The organism is Shouchella shacheensis, from assembly GCF_001484965.1.
In the GTDB taxonomy this organism is placed as follows: Bacteria; Bacillota; Bacilli; order Bacillales; family Bacillaceae_D; genus Shouchella; species Shouchella shacheensis.
Genome location: NZ_LLYY01000003.1, coordinates 339,694 through 359,832 on the forward strand (window position 1 = coordinate 339,694; position 20,139 = coordinate 359,832).

At 50.0% G+C, this 20,139-nt stretch carries 17 protein-coding genes; 10 read left to right on the forward strand and 7 right to left on the reverse strand.

Annotation, left to right across the window (positions count from 1 at the left end):
* Window positions 1-6 precede the first annotated feature (6 nt).
* The 4 genes from AVZ68_RS07820 to AVZ68_RS07835 all read right to left on the reverse strand — a co-directional run bounded on the left by AVZ68_RS07820 (window position 7) and on the right by AVZ68_RS07835 (window position 5,349).
* A complete protein-coding gene (locus tag AVZ68_RS07820) occupies window positions 7-2,994 on the reverse strand; it encodes a DEAD/DEAH box helicase (protein ID WP_059103957.1) in 2,988 nt (995 codons plus the stop codon).
* On the reverse strand, window positions 2,984-4,249 hold the full coding sequence (locus tag AVZ68_RS07825) for a hypothetical protein (RefSeq protein WP_059103958.1): 1,266 nt from the start codon (window positions 4,247-4,249) through the stop codon (window positions 2,984-2,986). The genes AVZ68_RS07820 and AVZ68_RS07825 overlap by 11 nt, the downstream gene beginning before the upstream one ends.
* 75 nt (window positions 4,250-4,324) lie before the next feature.
* Entirely contained in the window at window positions 4,325-4,627 is a 303-nt protein-coding gene (locus AVZ68_RS07830) for an AzlD domain-containing protein (protein ID WP_245628079.1), read from the reverse strand.
* On the reverse strand, window positions 4,624-5,349 hold the full coding sequence (locus AVZ68_RS07835) for an AzlC family ABC transporter permease (RefSeq protein WP_059103959.1): 726 nt from the start codon (window positions 5,347-5,349) through the stop codon (window positions 4,624-4,626). The genes AVZ68_RS07830 and AVZ68_RS07835 overlap by 4 nt, the downstream gene beginning before the upstream one ends.
* An 84-nt stretch (window positions 5,350-5,433) precedes the next feature.
* Here AVZ68_RS07835 and AVZ68_RS07840 point away from each other — a divergent pair, with 84 nt between their 5' ends.
* On the forward strand, window positions 5,434-5,997 hold the full coding sequence (locus AVZ68_RS07840; protein ID WP_059103960.1) for a helix-turn-helix domain-containing protein: 564 nt from the start codon (window positions 5,434-5,436) through the stop codon (window positions 5,995-5,997).
* A gap of 239 nt (window positions 5,998-6,236) precedes the next feature.
* On the opposite strand, the gene AVZ68_RS07845 is transcribed toward AVZ68_RS07840, so the two are convergent.
* From AVZ68_RS07845 to AVZ68_RS07855, 3 genes are all read right to left on the reverse strand, one after another.
* The gene (locus AVZ68_RS07845) at window positions 6,237-6,842 is read right to left on the reverse strand and encodes a YkzI domain-containing protein (RefSeq protein ID WP_059103961.1); all 606 of its coding nucleotides are present in this window, start codon (window positions 6,840-6,842) and stop codon (window positions 6,237-6,239) included.
* 319 nt (window positions 6,843-7,161) lie between these two features.
* Window positions 7,162-7,617, reverse strand: a complete 456-nt coding sequence (locus AVZ68_RS07850) for a GNAT family N-acetyltransferase (protein ID WP_059104043.1) — start codon at window positions 7,615-7,617, stop codon at window positions 7,162-7,164.
* Between the two features lie 99 nt (window positions 7,618-7,716).
* The gene (locus tag AVZ68_RS07855) at window positions 7,717-8,526 is read right to left on the reverse strand and encodes a Cof-type HAD-IIB family hydrolase (RefSeq protein WP_059103962.1); all 810 of its coding nucleotides are present in this window, start codon (window positions 8,524-8,526) and stop codon (window positions 7,717-7,719) included.
* A 136-nt stretch (window positions 8,527-8,662) separates the two neighbouring features.
* On the opposite strand from AVZ68_RS07855, the gene ctaG reads away from it, so the two are divergent.
* From ctaG to argF, 9 genes are all read left to right on the forward strand, one after another.
* Window positions 8,663-9,604, forward strand: coding sequence for a cytochrome c oxidase assembly factor CtaG (gene ctaG, locus AVZ68_RS07860; RefSeq protein WP_059103963.1), 942 nt, complete (start codon window positions 8,663-8,665; stop codon window positions 9,602-9,604).
* Between the two features lie 7 nt (window positions 9,605-9,611).
* Window positions 9,612-10,211: an SCO family protein gene (locus AVZ68_RS07865; protein WP_245628080.1), complete on the forward strand. Its 600-nt coding sequence runs from the start codon at window positions 9,612-9,614 to the stop codon at window positions 10,209-10,211.
* A gap of 347 nt (window positions 10,212-10,558) precedes the next feature.
* Complete coding sequence (gene argC, locus AVZ68_RS07870) at window positions 10,559-11,596, forward strand: N-acetyl-gamma-glutamyl-phosphate reductase (RefSeq protein WP_059103964.1); 1,038 nt, start codon at window positions 10,559-10,561, stop codon at window positions 11,594-11,596.
* A gap of 15 nt (window positions 11,597-11,611) precedes the next feature.
* A complete protein-coding gene (argJ, locus tag AVZ68_RS07875; protein WP_059103965.1) occupies window positions 11,612-12,847 on the forward strand; it encodes a bifunctional glutamate N-acetyltransferase/amino-acid acetyltransferase ArgJ in 1,236 nt (411 codons plus the stop codon).
* Between the two features lie 17 nt (window positions 12,848-12,864).
* Window positions 12,865-13,635: an acetylglutamate kinase gene (gene argB, locus AVZ68_RS07880; protein WP_059103966.1), complete on the forward strand. Its 771-nt coding sequence runs from the start codon at window positions 12,865-12,867 to the stop codon at window positions 13,633-13,635.
* A gap of 22 nt (window positions 13,636-13,657) precedes the next feature.
* Window positions 13,658-14,812, forward strand: coding sequence for an acetylornithine transaminase (argD, locus tag AVZ68_RS07885; protein ID WP_059103967.1), 1,155 nt, complete (start codon window positions 13,658-13,660; stop codon window positions 14,810-14,812).
* 102 nt (window positions 14,813-14,914) lie between these two features.
* A complete protein-coding gene (locus tag AVZ68_RS07890) occupies window positions 14,915-15,997 on the forward strand; it encodes a carbamoyl phosphate synthase small subunit (RefSeq protein WP_059103968.1) in 1,083 nt (360 codons plus the stop codon).
* A complete protein-coding gene (gene carB / locus AVZ68_RS07895; protein WP_059103969.1) occupies window positions 15,990-19,133 on the forward strand; it encodes a carbamoyl-phosphate synthase (glutamine-hydrolyzing) large subunit in 3,144 nt (1,047 codons plus the stop codon). The genes AVZ68_RS07890 and carB overlap by 8 nt, the downstream gene beginning before the upstream one ends.
* Window positions 19,134-19,150: 17 nt before the next feature.
* Window positions 19,151-20,095 (forward strand): ornithine carbamoyltransferase, encoded by a 945-nt coding sequence (gene argF / locus AVZ68_RS07900; RefSeq protein ID WP_059103970.1) that lies wholly within the window; start codon window positions 19,151-19,153, stop codon window positions 20,093-20,095.
* Window positions 20,096-20,139 lie beyond the last annotated feature (44 nt).

Consider the following 20,139-nt stretch of genomic DNA (forward strand, 5'->3'; position numbering starts at 1 on the left):
AATCCTTTAGTCGTGAGTTAGACGAATCAGCGCGAGAAGTTCCTCGTCCTCAAGCTCTGTTACTTGCGGAGCCTGGCTCTGGCTAAGCACGCCTTCTGCGAGCGCCTGCTTCGTTTCAATCATGCGATCAATCCGCTCTTCCACCGTTCCTTGTGTCATGAATTTATAGACACGAACCTGTTCCGTTTGACCAATTCGGTAGGCACGGTCCGTCGCCTGGTTCTCAACCGCGGGGTTCCACCAGCGGTCATAGTGAATCACATGGGTCGCTTTTGTTAAATTCAAGCCAACGCCTCCCGCCTTCAAGGAAAGCACAAACGCGTAGGTGTCTGGGTCGTTTTGGAAGGTTTCAATCGCATGCTGCCGCTGCGTACGGGACAGTCCTCCGTGAAGAAATGGGACCTCCGACTTCCACTCCTCCGCCAAGTGTGCACTAATCAGCTTGCCCATTTCCTTGTACTGGGTGAAGACGAGCATTTTCTCGCCACGAGTGCGAATCGCTGTGGCCAGTTCAAGAAATGCTTCCCACTTTCCGGATTCATGCTCGGAAACGAGGCCTGACTTCAAAAACTGCGCCGGGTGGTTGCAAATTTGCTTTAGCTTCGTAATCGCTCGTAAGATCAGCGCCCGTCTTTCAAAAGGGGAGACGGCATTCAACTTGCTTGACACCTCATCGACCACGGCCTGGTAAAGAGCGGCCTGTTCAAGCGAAAGAGAAACAAGGCGCGTCTCTTCGTGCTTGGCTGGGAGACCGAGGTCCGTCTTTGGATCGGTCTTTGTTCGTCTCAACAAGAATGGGCGAATCAAACGTTGCAGCTGTTTCTGCGTCTCCTCGTCATGATCCCGTTCAATCGGGCGAATGTACGCACGTTGAAAGGAAGAGAAGCGGCCGAGCAGTGACGGGTTAAGCAAGTCCATGAGCGACCAGAGCTCCTGCAGGCGGTTCTCAATCGGTGTTCCTGTTAGGGCTAAACGATGGCGCGCATAAAGCTGGCGAATCGCCTTCCGCTGTTTCGTGTCCTTATTTTTAATATGTTGAGCTTCATCTAGAATGAGGCCGTTCCAGTGAGCCGCACCAAAAAAAGATTGATCACGCAGGGCAAGCGCATACGACGTTAACACGAGGTCGACGCCGTCTAACCGCTCGTCATCAACAGAAAGCCGCTCTTGCCCGTGGTGGATGAAAAGGGCAAGCGATGGAGCGAAATGTCTACATTCTGCGGCCCAGTTATAAAGAAGAGAGGTAGGACAGATAAGCAAAAAAGGGCTGTGTCGAACGCCTTCTTCCCGCTGTTTTTGCAGAACATGAAGCACGTAGACGATGGTTTGGATCGACTTCCCAAGCCCCATGTCATCGGCTAGGCAGCCGCCAAATCCAATCTGCCTAAGTTGCGAGAGCCACGAAGCCCCCTCTTGTTGATAACCTCTAAGCTCACCTTTAAACTCAGGCGGAACAGCGATGGACTCTGGCTGCTTGCGGTAAAGAGCCGTTAGCCTGTTTTCCAGCTCTTCTGACCAGCTAATCGCCCAATCGATCTCTTCAAGTTCGTCCATACTCTCCTCGGTACGCGCGAGCTTCCAAGCATCTAAATACGTATAATTGGTGTTTATGGAATCAAGATACGATTTTAGCTTATCCGCAAGGGCAGGGTCCCAGGCGATCCACTGACCGCCCGCATAAATAAACGGACGGTTGCTTTCCACATAGGCTTCAAAATCCTTCTCACTCAGCGACACGTCGCCAATGGCCACCTCATACGTAAAGCTTGCGACTTCTTGCCAGTTTAGGAGTGGATCGGCTCCGCTGCCTTGTTGACCAGAAGTGGTCTGTAACTGAACCGTCATTTTGCGCTTTTGGTTCAACCATTTAGGGACGATCAGCTGAAAGCCAATGTCTTTCAGGGTTTCTTCGTCCTTTGTAAAAAGGTCATAGGCGTCGTTTGCTGACAGTTTCACTTCAGGAGAGGCGAGTGTCAATGATTCTAAAATAGAGACGCGTTCTCTTGCCGCAAGCAAATCTGCTTTCAAGCGTGGGATCGGGTTGGAGCGCCACGGGTGTTCGCCCAGCAAAAGGTCCCCCATTGCTATGAGTGTATCGCGCTGCTTTCGATCGATGACGGATGCAGACAGACTCCAGCTCCCTTCCGCCTGTTCGGGTTCTTTTAGGACAAGCGCTGATTGAAAAGGGTCCGGACTGTGGATGCCAAGTTCCTCGGAAAATCGACGTCCTGATGTTTGCGCTGGCGACGTTTGCTTTTGTTGGAGGTTTTTGACAAAAGGCTGCCACGGTTCGGCGACAACCTTTTGCCACTGGGCGAACGCTTCACTGATGGTTGGTGTTCGAAGCATGTAGCGTACAAACGCGTCAACGAGCAAGGCCATCTGCCTCTCCAACCGTTCACTGCCCTCAGGTGAGTCCACTTCTTTTTGCAGCGATTGGCTCTCTTTAAGCGCTAGGCTTGAATAAGGAAAAGACTCACACCGCTCCTTATACCAGGACGGAGGAACGGTGAGCTGCCAGGTTCCGCTGGAAGCTGGTTCGACCTTGCCTGCTTCTATCATCGCTAGGATGGCATCACAAAACGTGAGCCAGGCTTGCAAGTCCTCCGCTAGTACAAGCTGTTCGTCGTGCTCCCAGGCTTTCATCAGCGTGTACTGGGAAACGAAATCGTCGAGTTCAAGACGAATGCCCTCGATTGGAAAAGTATAGTGTTGCCAGCTCTCATCGGCCTGGTAGATGATCGTTTCTCCGGCCGGTGATTGAAACACCCGCTTGTGCAGAGGAGCCCTTAGCAGTGCACGGGTCGTATCGATAAAGGTTCCGTAGAACGAGGCAGTGTGATGGCGATACAAGGACAGCTTTAACTCAAACGGAGAGAACAGAAACGGATACATGAACCCGTTTTGTGTTTCCCCGTTCTTCACTGGCTTTTCGCCCCAGAGGAAGAGGTCATCGTTTAACCAACCAGCGTGCACGATAATATTACCGTTCACTTTTGTTCAACTCCTCGACAAACGCGCGGTACGTTTTATAGGTTTGTTTTAAACGTTTAAAAAAAGCCTGGTACACGTCTTCTTCATTGGTCTTTGTATAGAGCGACTCAAGCTCTTTCGTATAACGAGCAGCCTCTACATAGTATTTTCGTGAGCGCTTCTCTGCAAGTCTAACGATAAACTGGTGATAGACAGGTTTAGCGAATTCAGGTTTATTTTCCGCAAGCTCATAGAGTGATTGCTTTTTTTCTGCGTGAAGGGAAATGGGATTCAATTCAAATGTCAAGAAATAATCGCGCGCCTCTTCATAGCGCTCATTTTTTGATAAAAGTCGAATGTAGGCCAAGCTAGCGGCTTCATTATGAAGTCGATTCTTCAGACGTGGAAGAATGTAGTGGTGGACCGCTTCCATTTGCTCTTTGCCCAGATGCCTGACAAACGATTCGTAGCGTCGCATGTTCGGCGCATGAAGCCAACGATCCCAAAGGTCATACTGGACGTCCGTTGACTGTGTCTGCAAGGCCGCTTCCATTTGGTCGGCATAGCTTTGAAGGGAGCCAAAATGCCCGTTCTGATTTGGGAACAATGTTTTGAGCCATTTCTTCATCGTAGCGAAACACTCTTTTTTCGCCAGCCATTGCACATGTTCCGTCAGGTCATGTGCGACAAGTGGCGCAGATAGGCCCTTCAACTGTCCCAAGGCTTCACGCTCTTTGCCATTCATAAGAAAAGAGAGGCTAGCCACAAGTGCTGTTTCTTTTTCTGTGTGCATGGCATGTAAGTACTTTGATAAATAGTGATCGACTTTCTCGGAAATCTCCGCAGGCATCTCCGTGAGCAAGGCATGGAGCAGACGAGGCCAGGGAGTCCCAGCTTGATCCGCTTCGGAAACGAAGTGGCGCAAGCAGGTGGAAAGAAGGTTCTGATAGACGTTTGAACTGCTCACTGGATCAGGCTTTATCAAAAGCAGCGCTGCGATTAAAGCGTGAAAAAAATGCTGCAGACGACGCTGCGAAGCCTGAAGCTGCCCTGTTTCACGCGCGAGTTGATACACCCGTTCTATATAAACCACGTACCCGATCCACTGCTTGTGTTCGGGAAAACGCCCCACCACTTCTTTGGCTTCTCCAGCAAGCTGTTCTAAATGAGCGGGGGAGAAATAGCGGGAGGAGACGAGCTTTTTGTATACTGTTAGAACCTCTGCCTCAAGCTGAAAACGAATTTCATCAAAGACGGCCTGTGGGATTGTACTCACTCTTTCACCTCATTGTAAAAAACACCGTATCCCCTTATTGTACTCCTTTTGAAGAACAAAAAAAAGCGCTCCCGCCTAGAACCAAGCAGTTGCGCCAGTTAGAAAGAGAACGCTAAGTGTGACCACGACTAAAAGCGGGGCCCCGGCCAAAGCAATGATGCATGTAAAGACCGCCGCAGCTAAGCTTACAAAAGGAGACTCATGCACGGTGAAGATCCCTGGAATAATTAAAGCACCAAGCACGGCATAGGGAACATTTCGCAAAATTCGAGCCAGCGGTCCCGGGATTTTTTCAGCGTCAAAGAAAACAAGAGGCAGCATTCGAGGGAGATACGTCAGAATCGCCATGGCGAAAATAATGAGTAGAAACGTATTCAAGAGTTCATCTCGCCTCCTTGTTCTTGAAATGGCGGCAAATAAGCCACGATCGTCGCACTAATCATCGTTGCGACGATAATCGCCCACCCCTCTGCAAGAAACGCTTGAAGAGCGACATTGCAGAGGGCGGCAAGTGTGGCAAGTAGAACCACTTTCAAAGAGGTTCTTGCTGCTGGGAGGAGCAGCGCGATAAAAAGCGCATACAAAGCAATCGACATGCCCTGCCTGAGCGTCTCGGGAAAAAAGCCGCCAACAACGAAACCAAGAGCAGTGAAAAGGACCCAGCTTCCGTACGCCATTGCACCGACCCCAAATACAAAGAGAGTTCGAAGTGGGTATTTTCTCTCTGCACTGACGACGGCAAAGACTTCGTCGGTGATCCCAAATGAATAAATTGCCTTGATCCATTTCGGCGCCTCTTCTACTCGTTCGCTTAAGGATGCGCTCAGAAGCAGGTGACGAATATTAAGCACGAATACGGATAAGATCATTTCAAATGCCCCTGCACCAACCGTCACCATGTTTAGTACCATATACTGAGCAGCACCAGCGTAAACGAATATACTAAGGGACATCGTTTCCACTACGCTAAGGCCCATCCCTTTTGCTAAAAAGCCAAACGCTAAAGCCACAGGCATGTAACCGAGCGCGATTCCAAGGCCAGCTGTAAGCCCTCTTCTAAATGAATCCTCTTGCCAAGCACTCGTTGCCTCAACAGACATTTTTGACTTCCTTTCATTGCTATTTTATATTATATAATTTAATATTATATGTTATAACATACATGAAAACAAGGGGGAAGTTACATGGACAAACGCCAGCTGTCTAAACAAATTGGCCGGCGCTTGCGAGAACTGCGACAAAAGCAGGGGCTGACCCTGGATCAACTGGCCGCACGGTCGAATGTCAGCAAACCAATGCTGAGCCAGATGGAGCGAGGCGATTCCAATCCATCGGTTTCGACTCTTTGGAAGGTGGCAAACGGCCTGTCTGTATCGTTTAGTACTTTCTTGGATGAAGGGCAGTCAAAGCCCACCCTCATTAGACGTGAGCAAATCCAACCTGTGGAAGAGCTGGACGAGGGATACTGCGTATTTCCATATTTTGCAAAAGAGCGCTTTAAATCTTTTGAAATCTATCAAGTGGAGCTCGAATGGGGTTGCTCGTACGTGGCTAGTCCCCATCTGGAGGGAGTAGAAGAATACATCATGGTCACAGAGGGATGCTTGGAAGTAACGGAGGAACAGGAAACATATAGGTTGGAAAAGGGAGACGCTCTTCTTTTTCGTGGCGATGTGCGTCACGTCTACACGCAAGTAGGCGAGGGGCAATGTGAGGCGATTATGGTGATTCATTATGGGAAGAGCTAGCGGTCATCTCACGGAAAGCAGTCTAGAATAATGAGCACTGCGAAGAGAGAGCTTTGACTGACGAGACGGAAAGTCGCAAGAAGCGGCGGAGAAGTCACAAAAAAGGGGGGGTGTCGACCAGAGAAGCGCTTCTCCCGAAAGATTGTTCTTTGGAAAGAAGGGGTGATCATTCAGCCACACTAGCGGCCCGAAAAAAGGCAAGCACTTTTTCTTACGTGCTTGCAGAGTGAAGCCTTGGGTTACGGTGTTAACAGCTGTTTTACCTGTTCGCGTCGCGTGACAAGTTTTTTGAGTCGCTGTTTATGGAGGGAGGTTTTTGTCTTGTCTTCTGCACGGAGCGATTCATGGAGCTCCATGAGGACGTAGTCGATTTCAAGATTCATCATGTTGTAAATCGTTTGCGGGCCAAGCGTTTTTCCGTCATCTTTGGACTGAATCATTGAGCCGTTTTTGTTCATCACTACTTTTTCACTCCCATCAATTTCAATCATGGATTCAATGTCACCAGCTTGATACGACGTAATGTAAAGGGGACCCTCACTTGTCCGTTTCACAATGCCCGTTCCCTTCTCATGTTGCAGAAGCTTTTCGAGCGCAGAAGCAAGCGTCTCATCGTAAATGTAGAGGAGCTTTGCGTGCATCGTCAGGAAATCAGCGTTTCGTTTAAAAGGAAGTTCGTGTACATAATCACCGAGTTCAATGATTAAATAAATTGTTTTTGAGTCATAGCGCCAATAGAGGGAATAATGCTGACTCATCATACGTTTAATGAACTGATGAAGCGCTGGTTTCGTCATTTTAATTGAAATTTCTTGAAATTCGACCGTGGAATAAGCATCGCGCATAAACCATACACTCCTTTTTCGACATCCAGCTCTGAACGTTTGAATTTGAAGTTTGCTCTATCCTATGTAGAAGGCGCAAAAAAAAGAATGAAAACGCCTAGTTTTGTTAAAAATGGGCATAGTGAAGTCGTCAGGTGCATAGGGGAATCTTTATATTTTTCAAGCCCTTCCCTCTAGGTGTGGAGCGTCATCCATATACACCCTCATCAAGCGTAGTCCTAAAAAATAGGGGGAGGAACCATGGATGGTCTCATGCACTGCTTAAGTTTTCAAAGAAAAAGGCGCCACTTCCCATTGGATTGTGGCGCTTTCCTTCTACCTAGAATCGAAAACTGTAGCGTTTGGACACGACATCATAGAAACCGAGTGAATTGTAGAGAGCTTTGGTTGCTTCATTATTCATGCCGGTCTCCAGTTCGATGCCTTTAATTTTTTGTTGCTCCGCCCAGTAGATGATTCGAAGAAGAAGCTTCTTGGCAATGCCTTGGTTCCGGTAAGACTCATCAACATAGAGCTCGTTTAGCCAAATGTAGTTGCCGCCTTTTTCAAAGCTGAGGGCAACGTTGAAGAAAGCGAAGGCCACCGCTTCTCCGTCCATCTGAACGACGAAAAAATGGGCGCGTGAGTGGGGCTCCAATGCCTGTTCAATCGTCTGCTCGACTTGCAGATAAGCTTTGCGTGTGGCAATGGAGTGCAGTTGTCGCTCAAAGAGAGCGGCGAGCTGCCGTTTTAATACATCCGATGCGTCTTGCTGTACTTTAAAAATCTCAATCATCTTATACACCAGTTTGGCTCGCGTCGCGTGGCCTCTGGTTCCCTCCCTTATCAGCTAAAATCATACAGGTGTTTGCTTCGTGCGTGGGTTGGCGATACTTTAGAGACGAAGAGCTTTCTCCAGATAAAGAGCAATCCCGTCCTCTTCGTTGCTAGCAGTGATTGAGTGAGCGGCCTGTAGGACGGGGTCAATCGCGTTCGCCATTGCCACTCCTTGGCCAGCATACGTAATCATTTCAATGTCATTGTCCTCATCTCCAAAGGCAATGATATGCTCTCGCGCGATCCCGTACTCGCTCGCGAGCTTTTGGAGTCCGAGCGCTTTCGTTACCCGTCTTGGCGCAATCTCAACAATATTAAACTCGCCAGTCCACCAGCGCTGTAAAGTGGTTTCCGCGTTTTGCAGGTCTAGGGCCTTTTTAAGTCGTTCGGCGCCGTCTTTACGAGGAAGAACAAGTATCGCAGTGGGCGGCGCATCAATAAGATCTAGCAAGCGACCGGTTCCGCGTGGGGTGTAGCCGCTTGTAAGCATTTCGGCAAAGAAGCCTTCTTGCCGCTCGAGATAGAAGTCATCGCGAACCTCAACCATCACGTTCCAGGCATCGATCTCCTCGCACATCGTAAGCAAAGATCTAGCAGTCTTCAAGTCGATGCTTTCGTGAGTCGCTTGATAGGATGGATCAAGAGGGTGATGAACCTGCGCCCCGTTAAAATTAATGATGGGCGTTGTGAGATGAAGTTCTTGATAATAACGTTTGCTTGCACGGTATGGTCGTCCTGTGGCAATGGCCACGACATGACCTTGCTCCTTTGCTTTCTGAATCGCTTTTTTTGTACGCAGGGAAATCTCTTGATTTTTCGGAAGCAAAGTTCCGTCTAAATCAAGCGCAATCAAGTGTCTTGGTAGCATGGGCTCCATCCTCTCTAACAAATGGTAACAAAAATGACGTAAAACAAGGTCCAAAAAAGGGGTTTGAATATGCTATAGTAAAATGACTATGCACCATTCATTCCCCCTAGTCCCCAACCTTAAGGAGGTTACGGATATGGAAACGCTTTTTGATAGTCTTGGATTCCGAGCGTTGTGGACACCAGAGCTTCTTGTTCTACTTATAGTGGTTTATATGGCTTACATAGGGATGATTCACAAAGTTGGAAGGCGATTAGGTGTACAAGTCCCGTTGACCATTGGAAGACTGACTTTATTTGGTCTCGGTCTATTCGCCCTTTATTTAGGGTGGGGAAGTCCTCTATATGTAACAGGGCATGTCATGATGACGATTCACATGCTGCAAATGATATGTGCCTATTTTGTCGCGATCCCGCTCCTTTTACTCGGCATCCCGAAATGGGCGCTTGAAGCAATGGTGAGCAACTATAAAGGCACAAGGCTTGCGCGCGCTGTACATGTCCTTTGGAATCCGATTCTAGCATTGCTTCTTTTTAATGGACTGTTCTCATTCTATCATGTTCCGTTTATCTTTGACACGCTTATGCAAAGTCCTTTCTTGCATAGTGGCTACCAGTGGATCTTGCTCGGGAGCGCGACGCTGATGTGGTGGCATATGCTTGCCCCTTTGCCAAGCGGGTATCAATTGCCGGATCTCAGACGAATTTTCTACATTTTTGCAAACGGATTATTAATTACCCCTGCGTGTGCACTGATTATCTTTGCGCCAAACGCGATGTACCAAACGTACACGGACCCAGCGTTTTGGTCCCAGGTGATGGCCTACTGTTTGCCGGCAGGCGTTGGTCCGGAAATGATCGCTGCGGCCTTTGGCAGTCCGCAGTCTCTTTCCTTATTAGATGCTCGGATGGACCAGCAGTTGGCAGGCGTGATGATGAAAATCTTTCAGGAGATTGTCTACGGAATTACGGTCGGCTATGTCTTTAAGCAGTGGTTGAAGAAAGAGAAGTTTCAGGAAGGGGAGTTATCGATTAGCGATATTCCCGATTCTCTAAATATAGAAGATATGAAGAGGTGATAAAAAGATGCGAATGATGAAAGGGGTTCCTGCTTTGCTCCTGCTTGCCTTGCTAGCGGGGTGCGGCTGGTTATATGAAGTCGGGGCTGGCAGCTCAGAGTTTGATATGAGTGAGGCAGAACTCGAAGTTCCAGAGTTTACGTACACGAACCAATACGAATCTTCGTACGGGAGTGATGATCTAGAGGGTGATTACTGGATTGCGAATTTTGCCTTCACCAACTGCCCAACGGTTTGTTTAACGATGCAGCCCAACATGCAGCGACTTCAAGCAACGATGGCGGAGGAGGGGGGAGACCTGAAGTTTGTGACCTTTACCGTAGACCCTGAACGCGATGACCCAGAACAACTGAGGAAATACGGAGAAAATCTTGGAGCCGATTTGAACGGTTGGAACTTCATGACTGGGTATGACTTTGAGACCATCACGAACTTTGCATCTGAAGCGTTTAGCGTTCCGGTTCAGCATGTGGAGGGGAGCGAGGATATCACCCATTCCACACGGTTATTTCTTGTCAACCCGGACCACGAAATCATCCGCAGCTACGATGGACTTGAGCTGGATCAAGAAGAAATGGTAGAGGATATTTTAGAGGCAGTTGAATAACAAAGAAAAGGCGGCAAGCGAGAATTTCGCGAGCCGTCTTTTCTTTTTACTAAATGTAAGCCAAGCGCAATCACGTCCTCAGCGAAAGCAGAGCTCCTGCGCTTATCGGTCGGTCCCCTCCTTATGCCCGTTATTCACGTGCGTCCCTTCAGAAAAAGGAGGCAGCCTCACGCTGCACCGAAAGGTTTAGGAGCAGCAAATAAATCCACACAACAATTGCCGAAAAACACAGGCACCAAAACAACCACTCGAAAATAAAATAAAAATACAGTTGAATTTATTTTTATTCACTCTTATAATGAGAGATAAATCAAACGGTCGAGAACGAGAAACGGAGTGGAAGAGTCATGAACATTGGTATTATCGGTGCTACTGGGTATGGCGGGGCAGAGCTTTTACGACTATTGAACGGCCATCCTGAAATCGACGAGGTTATGCTTTATTCATCATCCAAGGAAGGTCTGCCTATTCATGAAGCCTATCCACAGTTCGCAGAGTTGTTTGAACAAGAATTACAGCCGCTGGACCTCAAAAAAATAGCCAGCGAAGTGGAGGCTGTGTTTTTGTCGACGCCTCCGGGAGTCTCAGCTGACATTTCAGCAAGTCTTGTGGACGCAGGAGTGAGCGTGATTGATTTATCTGGAGACTTGCGGCTCGAGGATCTAGCAATCTATGAAGCTTGGTACAAACGCCCAGCTGCGAGCCAGGAGCTTATCCGACAAGCGGTGTACGGACTCAGTGAGTGGAACCGGGAAACGATCAAAAGCGCGAGCGTGGTGGCCAATCCCGGCTGCTATCCGACAGCGGTTCTCTTAGGGCTTGCGCCGCTCGTGCAGGCAGACGACATTGAGGTCTCCTCGCTTGTCATCGATGCAAAATCAGGAACGTCAGGGGCGGGCAGGAGTCCCTCTGCGATCACTCACTTCAGTGAGATGAACGAGAACTTTAAAATTTATCAAGTACAAACGCATAAACATACACCTGAAATTGAGCAGCAGCTGCACATATGGAGTGGTGAGCAAGAGGCAGTTTCCTTCCAACCCCATCTTGTTCCAATGGTACGAGGGATTATGGCAACGATGTATGCAAAGGTCAAACCAGGAGTGACGGAGGAACGAATTCGCGAGCGCTATGCTCAGGCGTATGGAAACGAGTCGTTTGTCCGCATTCGCAAAGCCGGTAGTACCCCAGCAACAAAGGACGTCTATGGCAGTAACTTCTGTGACATCGGTATTGCGCTGGATGAGCGCACAGGGCGGGTGACGGTTGCTTCGGTGATTGATAATCTCGTTAAAGGCGCCGCCGGGCAAGCCATTCAAAATTTGAACATTATGAAGGGCTACGAGGAACAGGCGGGTTTGACGCTTGCTCCGGTGTATCCGTAGGTGGAGGGTGAAACAGTGAAAGTCCAACAGAAAAAGCAGTCCAAGGCTTTAACAAAAATAGAGGGTGGCTCGATCACAAGCGTGAAAGGGTTCAAAGCGGCCGGGGTACATAGCGGCTTAAAACGAAAGCGCCTTGATTTAGGGGCAATTACTTGCGCTGTACCTGCGAGTGCGGCAGGTGTGTTCACCTTAAATCAGATTCAGGCGGCTCCACTTCAAGTCACGAAAGAGTCCCTAGCCTCAGGCGGTAAAATTCAGGCGGTGCTTGTGAATAGCGCGAATGCCAATGCGTGCACAGGCAAGCAAGGGAGAGCGGATGCCTACGAAATGCGCACACTTGCGGCGAAGCAGTTTGATATTCCAGAGCATCAAGTGGCGGTTACGTCCACAGGGGTCATTGGCGAGATGCTCAAGATGGCTCACATTCGTGAGGGCGTGACGCATCTTGTTCCAAATGAGGAGGGAGATCAGTCATTCGCCGAGGCAATTCTAACCACGGATACAACGACAAAGCATGTCTGCCTGCAAACAGAAGTGGATCAACAAACGATCACGATTGGGGGCGTGGCGAAAGGCTCAGGCATGATTCATCCGAATATGGCAACGATGCTTGGCTTTGTGACAACAGACGCTGCGATTGAGCCAGACGTTTTGCAACAGGCGCTTTCCTCGATTACGAATGAGACGTTCAATCGTATTACCGTTGATGGGGACACATCGACGAATGACATGGTACTCGTTCTTGCCTCCGGCCTTGCAGGAAATGAAACGCTCACGCCAGAGCACCCAGACTGGGAGAATTTCTATGAAGGTCTGCGCGCCTGTTGCGAGGAGTTGTCGAAAAAGATTGCCAGAGACGGAGAAGGAGCGACCAAGCTCATTGAAGTGCGTGTTCAAGGGGCCTATGACAACGAAGAGGCGGGAAAAATCGCCAAGCAAATCGTCGGATCGGATTTGGTGAAAACAGCGGTCTACGGCACGGATGCCAACTGGGGGCGAATCATCTGCGCGATTGGCTACAGCGGGTGTCATATCAACCCTGAGACGATTGACATTGCCATCGGTCCGTACGCCACACTGACTCAGAGCGAGCCAACAGGAGCCAGTGATGAAGCACTTTCTAGATTCATGCAACAGGAAGAGACCATCGTCATCGACGTTGATCTGCATCTCGGCAGCGGGGAAGGAAAAGCGTGGGGCTGCGATTTAACATATGACTATGTTCGAATTAACGCGGGATACCGTACGTAGACGAGGAGGAAGGGGTTTTGAGTCAAACGATTGTTGTAAAGGTTGGAGGCAGTACGCTTGCCTCGCTAAGTCGATCGTTCTTTGCTAGTCTCGCTCGCTGTAAGCAAGACGGAGACCGCATCGTCCTCGTTCACGGAGGCGGCCCGGACATTGATGCAGTCCTTGCGAGCTTGCAGATTAAATCGGAGTTTGTGAACGGGCTGCGGAAAACAACGAAACCCGTGCTGGAAACGGTTGAAATGGTTTTATGCGGGCGAGTGAATAAGGAGCTTGTGACCCAACTTTATGAAGCAGGAGCAGAGGCGATTGGTCTTTCCGGCTGTGACGGGCATCTGCTAACAGCAGAGCCGCAAAGCCTGGAAGAGCTAGGTTTTGTCGGTGATGTCAAAAGAGTGAACACTTCTCTGTTACAGTCGCTTCTCGCACAGGGCGTGATTCCAGTCATCGCCCCGGTGGGGATGGACGAGGCGTTTGTCCATTACAACATCAATGCGGATACCGCCGCCGCAGCCATCGCAAGTCAGCTTGGTGCCGATGAGCTTGTCTTTGTGACCGATGTGAACGGGATACAAAGAGACGGAGAGTACCTACCGCTCGCGACAACCGCCAGCATCGAAGCGATGATTGCCGATGGCACGATTTACGGCGGCATGATCCCGAAAGTGCAAGGAGCCATGCGCTGTCTCACTGAACAGCTAAAGCAAGTGCGAATTGTGAGCGGAGCGGAGAGTTTCGAGGCAGAAGCAGGAACGAAAATTGTTGCTACAGAGCAAGTCATTAACCAGTGATTGAAGGAAAGAAGGGGTAAAAGTGAGTCACCTATTTCCAACCTATATTAAAAAGCCAATAACGTTGAAGGAAGGAAAAGGCGCCTGGTTGTATACAGAGGATGGGAAGAGCTATTTGGATTTTATCGCAGGAATTGCGGTCTGCAATCTTGGTCATCAGCATCCAGCTGTTGTCGATGCGTTACAGTCACAGGCCGGCAAGCTCTGGCATGCCTCCAACTTGTTTCATTACAACGTACAGGAAGAAGCCGCCAAAAAACTGGCCGACGCAAGTGTCTGCGACCACGTTTTCTTTTGTAACAGCGGGACGGAAGCGAATGAAGCCGCGATCAAACTTGCGCGAAAAGCGACGGGGAAGCACCACATCGTTGCGATGAAGCAATCGTTTCACGGGCGAACCCTGGGGGCTATGGCCGCGACTGGCCAGGAAAAAGTCCATGAAGGCTTTGGCCCGATGCTTTCCTCGTTTTCGTTTGCGTCCTTTAATGATATCGAGTCCGTAAAGGCAGCGGTCACTGATGAAACAGCAGCGATTATGATTGAAGTCGTTCAGGGAGAAGGCGGCGTGCACCTCATGTCAGAGACGTTTGCCAAGGAACTGCAGTCCTTCTGCCAGGAAACGGGTGTTCTTCTCATCATCGATGAAATTCAAACAGGGGTCGGTCGCACAGGGAAAATGTTTGCCTATGAGCATTTCCAACTTAACCCTGACATCGTTACGGTAGCCAAAGGGCTTGGCAATGGCTTTCCTATGGGTGCGATGCTCGGAAAAGCCAATCTTGCAGAAAGCTTTGGTGTGGGCTCTCATGGGTCGACGTTTGGTGGCAATCCGCTTGCAGCAGCCGTCGTTTCTGCCGTTATCGATGAACTTACAAAGGAGAGCTTCTTAGCAGAAATCGCGCAGAAGGCCGAGGTCTTTATCACCGATCTTAGGGAACAGCTGAAAGCGGCGAAGATCGTTCGAGAAGTACGTGGCCAAGGATTTCTAATTGGGATTGAGCTTACAGAGGCCTGTGCTCCTTACATCGAAGCATGCGAGAAAAAGGGGTTGCTGCTATTGCCAGCTGGACCGAATGTGATTCGGGTCTTGCCGCCACTTACGGTGACAGAGGCGGACTGTCAAGAAGCCCTCTCGATTTTAACAGAGGTTCTCCATGAGCAGGCCGTGACGCTCTAACCTCTAATCCGTCTCTTCTGAGAAGGGGCCCTTTTTTTACACAGAATTGAATTTTTATACGTATTGTAGAATAAACATAAATGAAGTGTAGGTGGTGGAGAGATGAAAGGCTATGTGGTGCTGGAGTCAGGCGAAGTATTTGCAGGAGAGTGGCATGGCGAGGAGGATGTTCACGGGGAGATTGTCTTTTTCACAGGAATGACAGGATATCAGGAAGTCATGACGGACCCTTCCTTTAAAGGCCAAATCGTCGTCTTCACATATCCTCTGATTGGCAACTATGGCGTCAATGCCGATGACTATGAGAGTGTTGTCCCGCAAGTCGAGGGGGTCATTGCAAGCGAGATTTCCGAGACGCCCTCCCACTATAAAAAGGAAGTCGATGCCAAGCGTTTCCTGAAGGAGAAGGGGGTTCCTTTCTTGACAGGGGTAGACACGAGGGCGATTGTGAAGCGGATTCGCGCGAACGGGGATATGCGAGCGATCCTGACGACGACGCCCGAAAATGTCGATGTGCAGGCCACTCCCGCCCTTGAATCAAAAGAAGTGATCGAAGGTGTGAGCGTCAAGGAGCCTGTCCATTACGGGTTGCGTAATGCCGCCACTCATATCGTGCTCTATGACTTCGGCTACAAGCATTCGATTGCTCACGCCCTAGCCGCGAAGGGCACACGCGTAACGGTTGTGCCTTACACAACCACGCTTGAAGAATTACAGACGCTAGCCCCGGATGCGGTGCTTCTTTCCAATGGACCTGGGAATCCTAAACAGCTTCTCCGGCAGCTTCCGACGTTTCGTCAAATCGCCGAAACCTATCCGACGCTTGGGATCTGCCTCGGTCATCAGCTGCTTGCCCTCGCCTTTGGAGGGAATACGAAAAAACTGGTTTTTGGTCATCGCGGGGCGAACCAGCCGGTGCTCGATGCCAGAACCAAGCGCGTCTACATGACCTCGCAAAATCACAGCTATGTGGTGGAAGAAGAATCGCTCGCTGGCACAGGTCTTCTTCCTCGCTTTCATAACGTAAACGATGGATCGCTTGAGGGCCTAGAGCACGAGTCGCTCCCTATCCGAAGCGTACAGTTCCACCCTGAAGCCCACCCAGGGCCAAGCGATTCAGACGAAATTTTTGATACATTTTTAACAGAGCTGCACAGCAAAGGGAGAGAGCATCACTATGCGTAACAACGACATACAGTCCGTACTTGTCATCGGCTCAGGACCGATTGTGATCGGGCAGGCAGCTGAATTTGACTATGCAGGCACACAAGGATGCCTCGCGTTAAAAGAAGAGGGCATTCGCGTAATTTTGCTTAACAACAACCCGGCCACCGTGATGACAGACGAAGCCTGTGCGGACAGCGTTTATTTTGAACCACTGACACTTGAGAGCGTAGAAGTCATCATGGAAAAAGAGAAACCGGACGGCTTGCTTGCGACGCTTGGCGGACAAACCGGCTTGAATTTAGCGCTGAGGCTAGAGGAAGAAGGCATTCTCGAAAAATACGGCGTCAAAATGCTCGGAACTCAGGTTGCATCGATTCGCAAAGGCGAAGACCGGGAGCGTTTTCGCGCGTTGATGCATGAACTGGGGGAGCCGGTCCCGGACAGTGACATTGTGACGACGCAAACATCCGCTTTGCAATTTGCAGAGGACGCGGGTTATCCAATCATTGTAAGACCGGCCTACACGCTCGGTGGAGCAGGCGGAGGGATTGCTCACTCAGAAGAAGAGCTACGCACGATTGTCGCAAACGGCCTCGCGCTTAGCCCAATCAACCAGTGCTTAGTGGAAAAGAGCATCGCAGGGTTTAAGGAAGTGGAGTACGAGGTCATGCGTGATGCCAACGATACATGCATCACGGTCTGCAACATGGAAAACATTGATCCTGTCGGCATTCATACGGGGGACTCGATCGTTGTTGCTCCCTCGCAGACGTTGACGGATCGGGATTATCAATTGCTGCGGAGCGCTTCCTTGAAAATCATCCGCGCCCTAGAGATCGTCGGTGGCTGTAACATTCAGTTTGCCCTTGATCCTTACAGCGACCAGTACTACTTGATTGAGGTGAACCCGCGCGTCAGTCGCTCATCGGCTCTCGCCTCCAAAGCGACCGGTTACCCGATTGCTAGAATGGCCGCGAAGCTCGCGATCGGCTACCAGCTCCATGAGCTCAAGAACCCAGTGACCGGTCACACGTACGCAAGCTTTGAACCGGCGTTGGACTACTGTATCGTCAAGTTTCCGCGCTGGCCGTTTGATAAATTCAGCGACGCCGATCGCTCCCTTGGAACGCAAATGAAGGCTACTGGAGAGGTAATGGCGATTGAGCGCAACTTAGAGGCGGCGCTACAAAAAGCAATTCGCTCGCTTGAAATTAAAACCAAAGGGTTAAGCTGTCCAGCTTTTGAGAGGACTGAATCAGAAGCCTTATGGACACATGTAAAGCAGGCTGACGACGTGCGACTGTTCGCGATCTTTGAACTCTTACGCCGCGGCGTGAGTGTCGATGAGCTCCATCAGGAAACAGGAATCAATCTCTTTTTCTTAAACAGTTTTCAAAAGCTGATCACACTTGAGGCGGTAGCTAAGGAGAGGATCTTGGCAGACGTATCAAAAGAAGAGCTGCTCAAGTTAAAAGCTGCCGGATTTACCGATGAGGTGCTTGCCGATTTTTGGGAAGTGGATGAGAAGGAGGTCCGCGGTAGGCGCAAGACTTGGGGCCTTGCGCCTGTCTATAAAATGGTCGATACCTGTGCGGCTGAATTTGAAGCGGCAACGCCCTACTTTTATTCCAGTTGGCATGGGGAGCAGGACGCGCACCCAAGTGCTGGTAAGAAAATTCTTATCGCTGGGTCGGGGCCAATCCGAATCGGGCAAGGGATTGAATTCGATTACTGTTCGGTCCACGGGGCCAACAGCGTGCGAGCACTTGGCTATGAGGCGATTATTATAAACAACAACCCAGAGACCGTTAGCACCGATTATGCGACGGCCGATCGCCTTTATTTTGAACCATTGACGGTTGAGGATGTGCTCCATGTCGCTGAGCTTGAACAAGTGGAAGGCGTGATTGTCAGCTTAGGTGGGCAAACCGCGATTTCTCTTGTAGAAGGCTTGGAAGAAGCGGGGATAAAAGTGTACGGTGCGACGAGCGACACCATTGATGAGCTGGAAGACAGAGGACGTTTTTATGCGTTCATGAATCGGGCAAACGTGCCCCACATCCCAGGGGAGACGGCCTTAGACGCGAAAGCTGCGCTAGCGAAAGCTGCGGCTGTTGGTTACCCGGTACTTCTCCGCCCTTCCTACGTCATTGGCGGGCAGGGGATTCAATTGATCGGCAGCGAGTCGGAATTTCATGCCTATGTGAAAAAGCATGAACATGACGGCCTATTCCCGCTTTTGATTGATGCCTACTGGCCGGGAAAAGAGCTGGATGTGGATGTGCTGACAGACGGAGAAGATGTCTACATCGCCGGCATGTTTGAACATGTGGAAAAGGCGGGCGTACATTCAGGAGACAGTCTTGCCGTCACCCCGCCTCACACGCTTAGTGCAGCCACTCAGGCCATGTTGGTCCAGTACACGAAGCAGATCGCCACAAGCATGAACTATGTTGGTGTTTTCAACATCCAGTTTGTGGTTCATGAAGGAAAAATCGCCGTGATAGAAGTCAATCCACGAGCCTCGCGGACGGTACCGCTCCTATCAAAAGTGTATGGCACTCCGTTGATTACCTACACGGTGCAGCTTCTGTTAGGAGCCGCGATAGCAGAGCTTGGACTCAAAGAAACGCCTTCCGCCTCGTCGGTTATGGCTGTGAAAGCCCCCGTGTTTTCGTACGGTAAGCTTGCAGGTCTTGATCCCCTGTTAGGCGCGGAGATGAAGTCGACCGGAGAACTGCTCGCGATCAGTGATTCGCTGGATGAAGCCTTTGCCAAAGCGTTTGCTCCGGCTGAGACGCTACCGAGCATCTATAAGCAAGGCGGTAAGCGAACGGTATTTGTGGATATTTGTGAGGAAGAGAAAGAGAATTTTGGGCCCGTGCTATTGGAGCTGGAGAATCTGGGCTTTGCCTTTGTTTACAAGCATTTTGAAGACTGGATAGAGACGTCTCATGCGTGTGCGCTGATTAGCGTTCCTTCTCAAGGGGAGCGAACAGGCCAAGAGATGCGCATCGCCGCTCTCACTAAACGTCTAACCGTCATTACAGAGAGAGAAACGCTCGAGGCGATGCTTTCTTATTTTCAACCATACATGAAATCTTGTCGAAGCATTGCCGAATGGCAAAATCAAACGCTCCATGCGACGACGTAAAAAGGGAGAGTCAAGACATGAAAGGGACAAAAATAAATGTAACCGGAAAAGATTTACTGACATTGCTGGACTACTCTCCAAACGAAGTAGCACAGCTTCTTGAGGAAGCCTTTGCCTTAAAATCGGCACAAAAGAACGGCGAACCCCACCAACACTTAGCGGGCAAGTCGCTCGGCATGATTTTTGAAAATGCTTCAACGAGAACGAGGGTCTCCTTTGAAGTCGGCATGACACAGCTTGGAGGACACGCGCTCTTTTTAAGCCCTCGTGATTTGCAAATCGGACGTGGCGAGCCAGTGGTGGATACAGCCAATGTGCTTTCTCGCTACCTCGATGGCATTATGATCCGCACAAATTCACATGAGATGGTGGCTGAGTTGGCAAAGCACGCCAGCGTTCCCGTCATCAATGCATTGACCGACGCGTTCCATCCTTGTCAGGCCCTTGCTGACTTGATGACGATTTATGAGCAGAAGCAGACACTCAAAGGGCTAAAGCTCGTCTATATGGGGGATGGCAACAATGTCGCTCACTCCCTGCTTGCTGCAGGGGCGAAAGTCGGCATGAATGTCACGGTGGCTTCTCCAAAAGGCTATGAGGTGGATAAAGAGATTCTGGCAAGAGCGAAGGAAGCTGCCAAAGAAACGGGCGCACATATTGAGGCTGTTCACGATCCAAAGGCGGCTGTTTCAGGAGCGGATGTGATCTACACTGATGTCTGGGCGTCCATGGGCTATGAAGGCGAACAGAGCGAGCGTGAAAAAGTGTTCGCCCCCTTCCAGGTCAATGAGGAGCTCATCAGCTACGCCAACCCTGAGTTCATCTTTCTTCATTGTCTGCCAGCGCACCGCGGGGAAGAAGTCACAGCCTCAGTGATTGATGGCACTCACTCCTTTGTCTACGATCAGGCGGAGAATCGACTTCACGCGCAAAAAGCGGTTCTAGCTGCAGTGATGGGCTGATAGAACGGCGTTCCTCTGGTTATGCTAATAGCCTGAAGGAGGGA

What these genes read in the sequence shown, in the direction of transcription:
- AVZ68_RS07835 (WP_059103959.1), bottom strand. Translation starts at nt 5,349, where the DNA reads ATGTCTGTTGAGGCAACGAGTGCTTGGCAAGAGGATTCATTTAGAAGA.
- AVZ68_RS07840 (WP_059103960.1), top strand. Translation starts at nt 5,434, where the DNA reads ATGGACAAACGCCAGCTGTCTAAACAAATTGGCCGGCGCTTGCGAGAA.
- AVZ68_RS07845 (WP_059103961.1), bottom strand. Translation starts at nt 6,842, where the DNA reads ATGCGCGATGCTTATTCCACGGTCGAATTTCAAGAAATTTCAATTAAA.
- AVZ68_RS07850 (WP_059104043.1), bottom strand. Translation starts at nt 7,617, where the DNA reads ATGATTGAGATTTTTAAAGTACAGCAAGACGCATCGGATGTATTAAAA.
- AVZ68_RS07855 (WP_059103962.1), bottom strand. Translation starts at nt 8,526, where the DNA reads ATGCTACCAAGACACTTGATTGCGCTTGATTTAGACGGAACTTTGCTT.
- ctaG (WP_059103963.1), top strand. Translation starts at nt 8,663, where the DNA reads ATGGAAACGCTTTTTGATAGTCTTGGATTCCGAGCGTTGTGGACACCA.
- AVZ68_RS07865 (WP_245628080.1), top strand. Translation starts at nt 9,612, where the DNA reads ATGCGAATGATGAAAGGGGTTCCTGCTTTGCTCCTGCTTGCCTTGCTA.
- argC (WP_059103964.1), top strand. Translation starts at nt 10,559, where the DNA reads ATGAACATTGGTATTATCGGTGCTACTGGGTATGGCGGGGCAGAGCTT.
- AVZ68_RS07890 (WP_059103968.1), top strand. Translation starts at nt 14,915, where the DNA reads ATGAAAGGCTATGTGGTGCTGGAGTCAGGCGAAGTATTTGCAGGAGAG.
- carB (WP_059103969.1), top strand. Translation starts at nt 15,990, where the DNA reads ATGCGTAACAACGACATACAGTCCGTACTTGTCATCGGCTCAGGACCG.
- argF (WP_059103970.1), top strand. Translation starts at nt 19,151, where the DNA reads ATGAAAGGGACAAAAATAAATGTAACCGGAAAAGATTTACTGACATTG.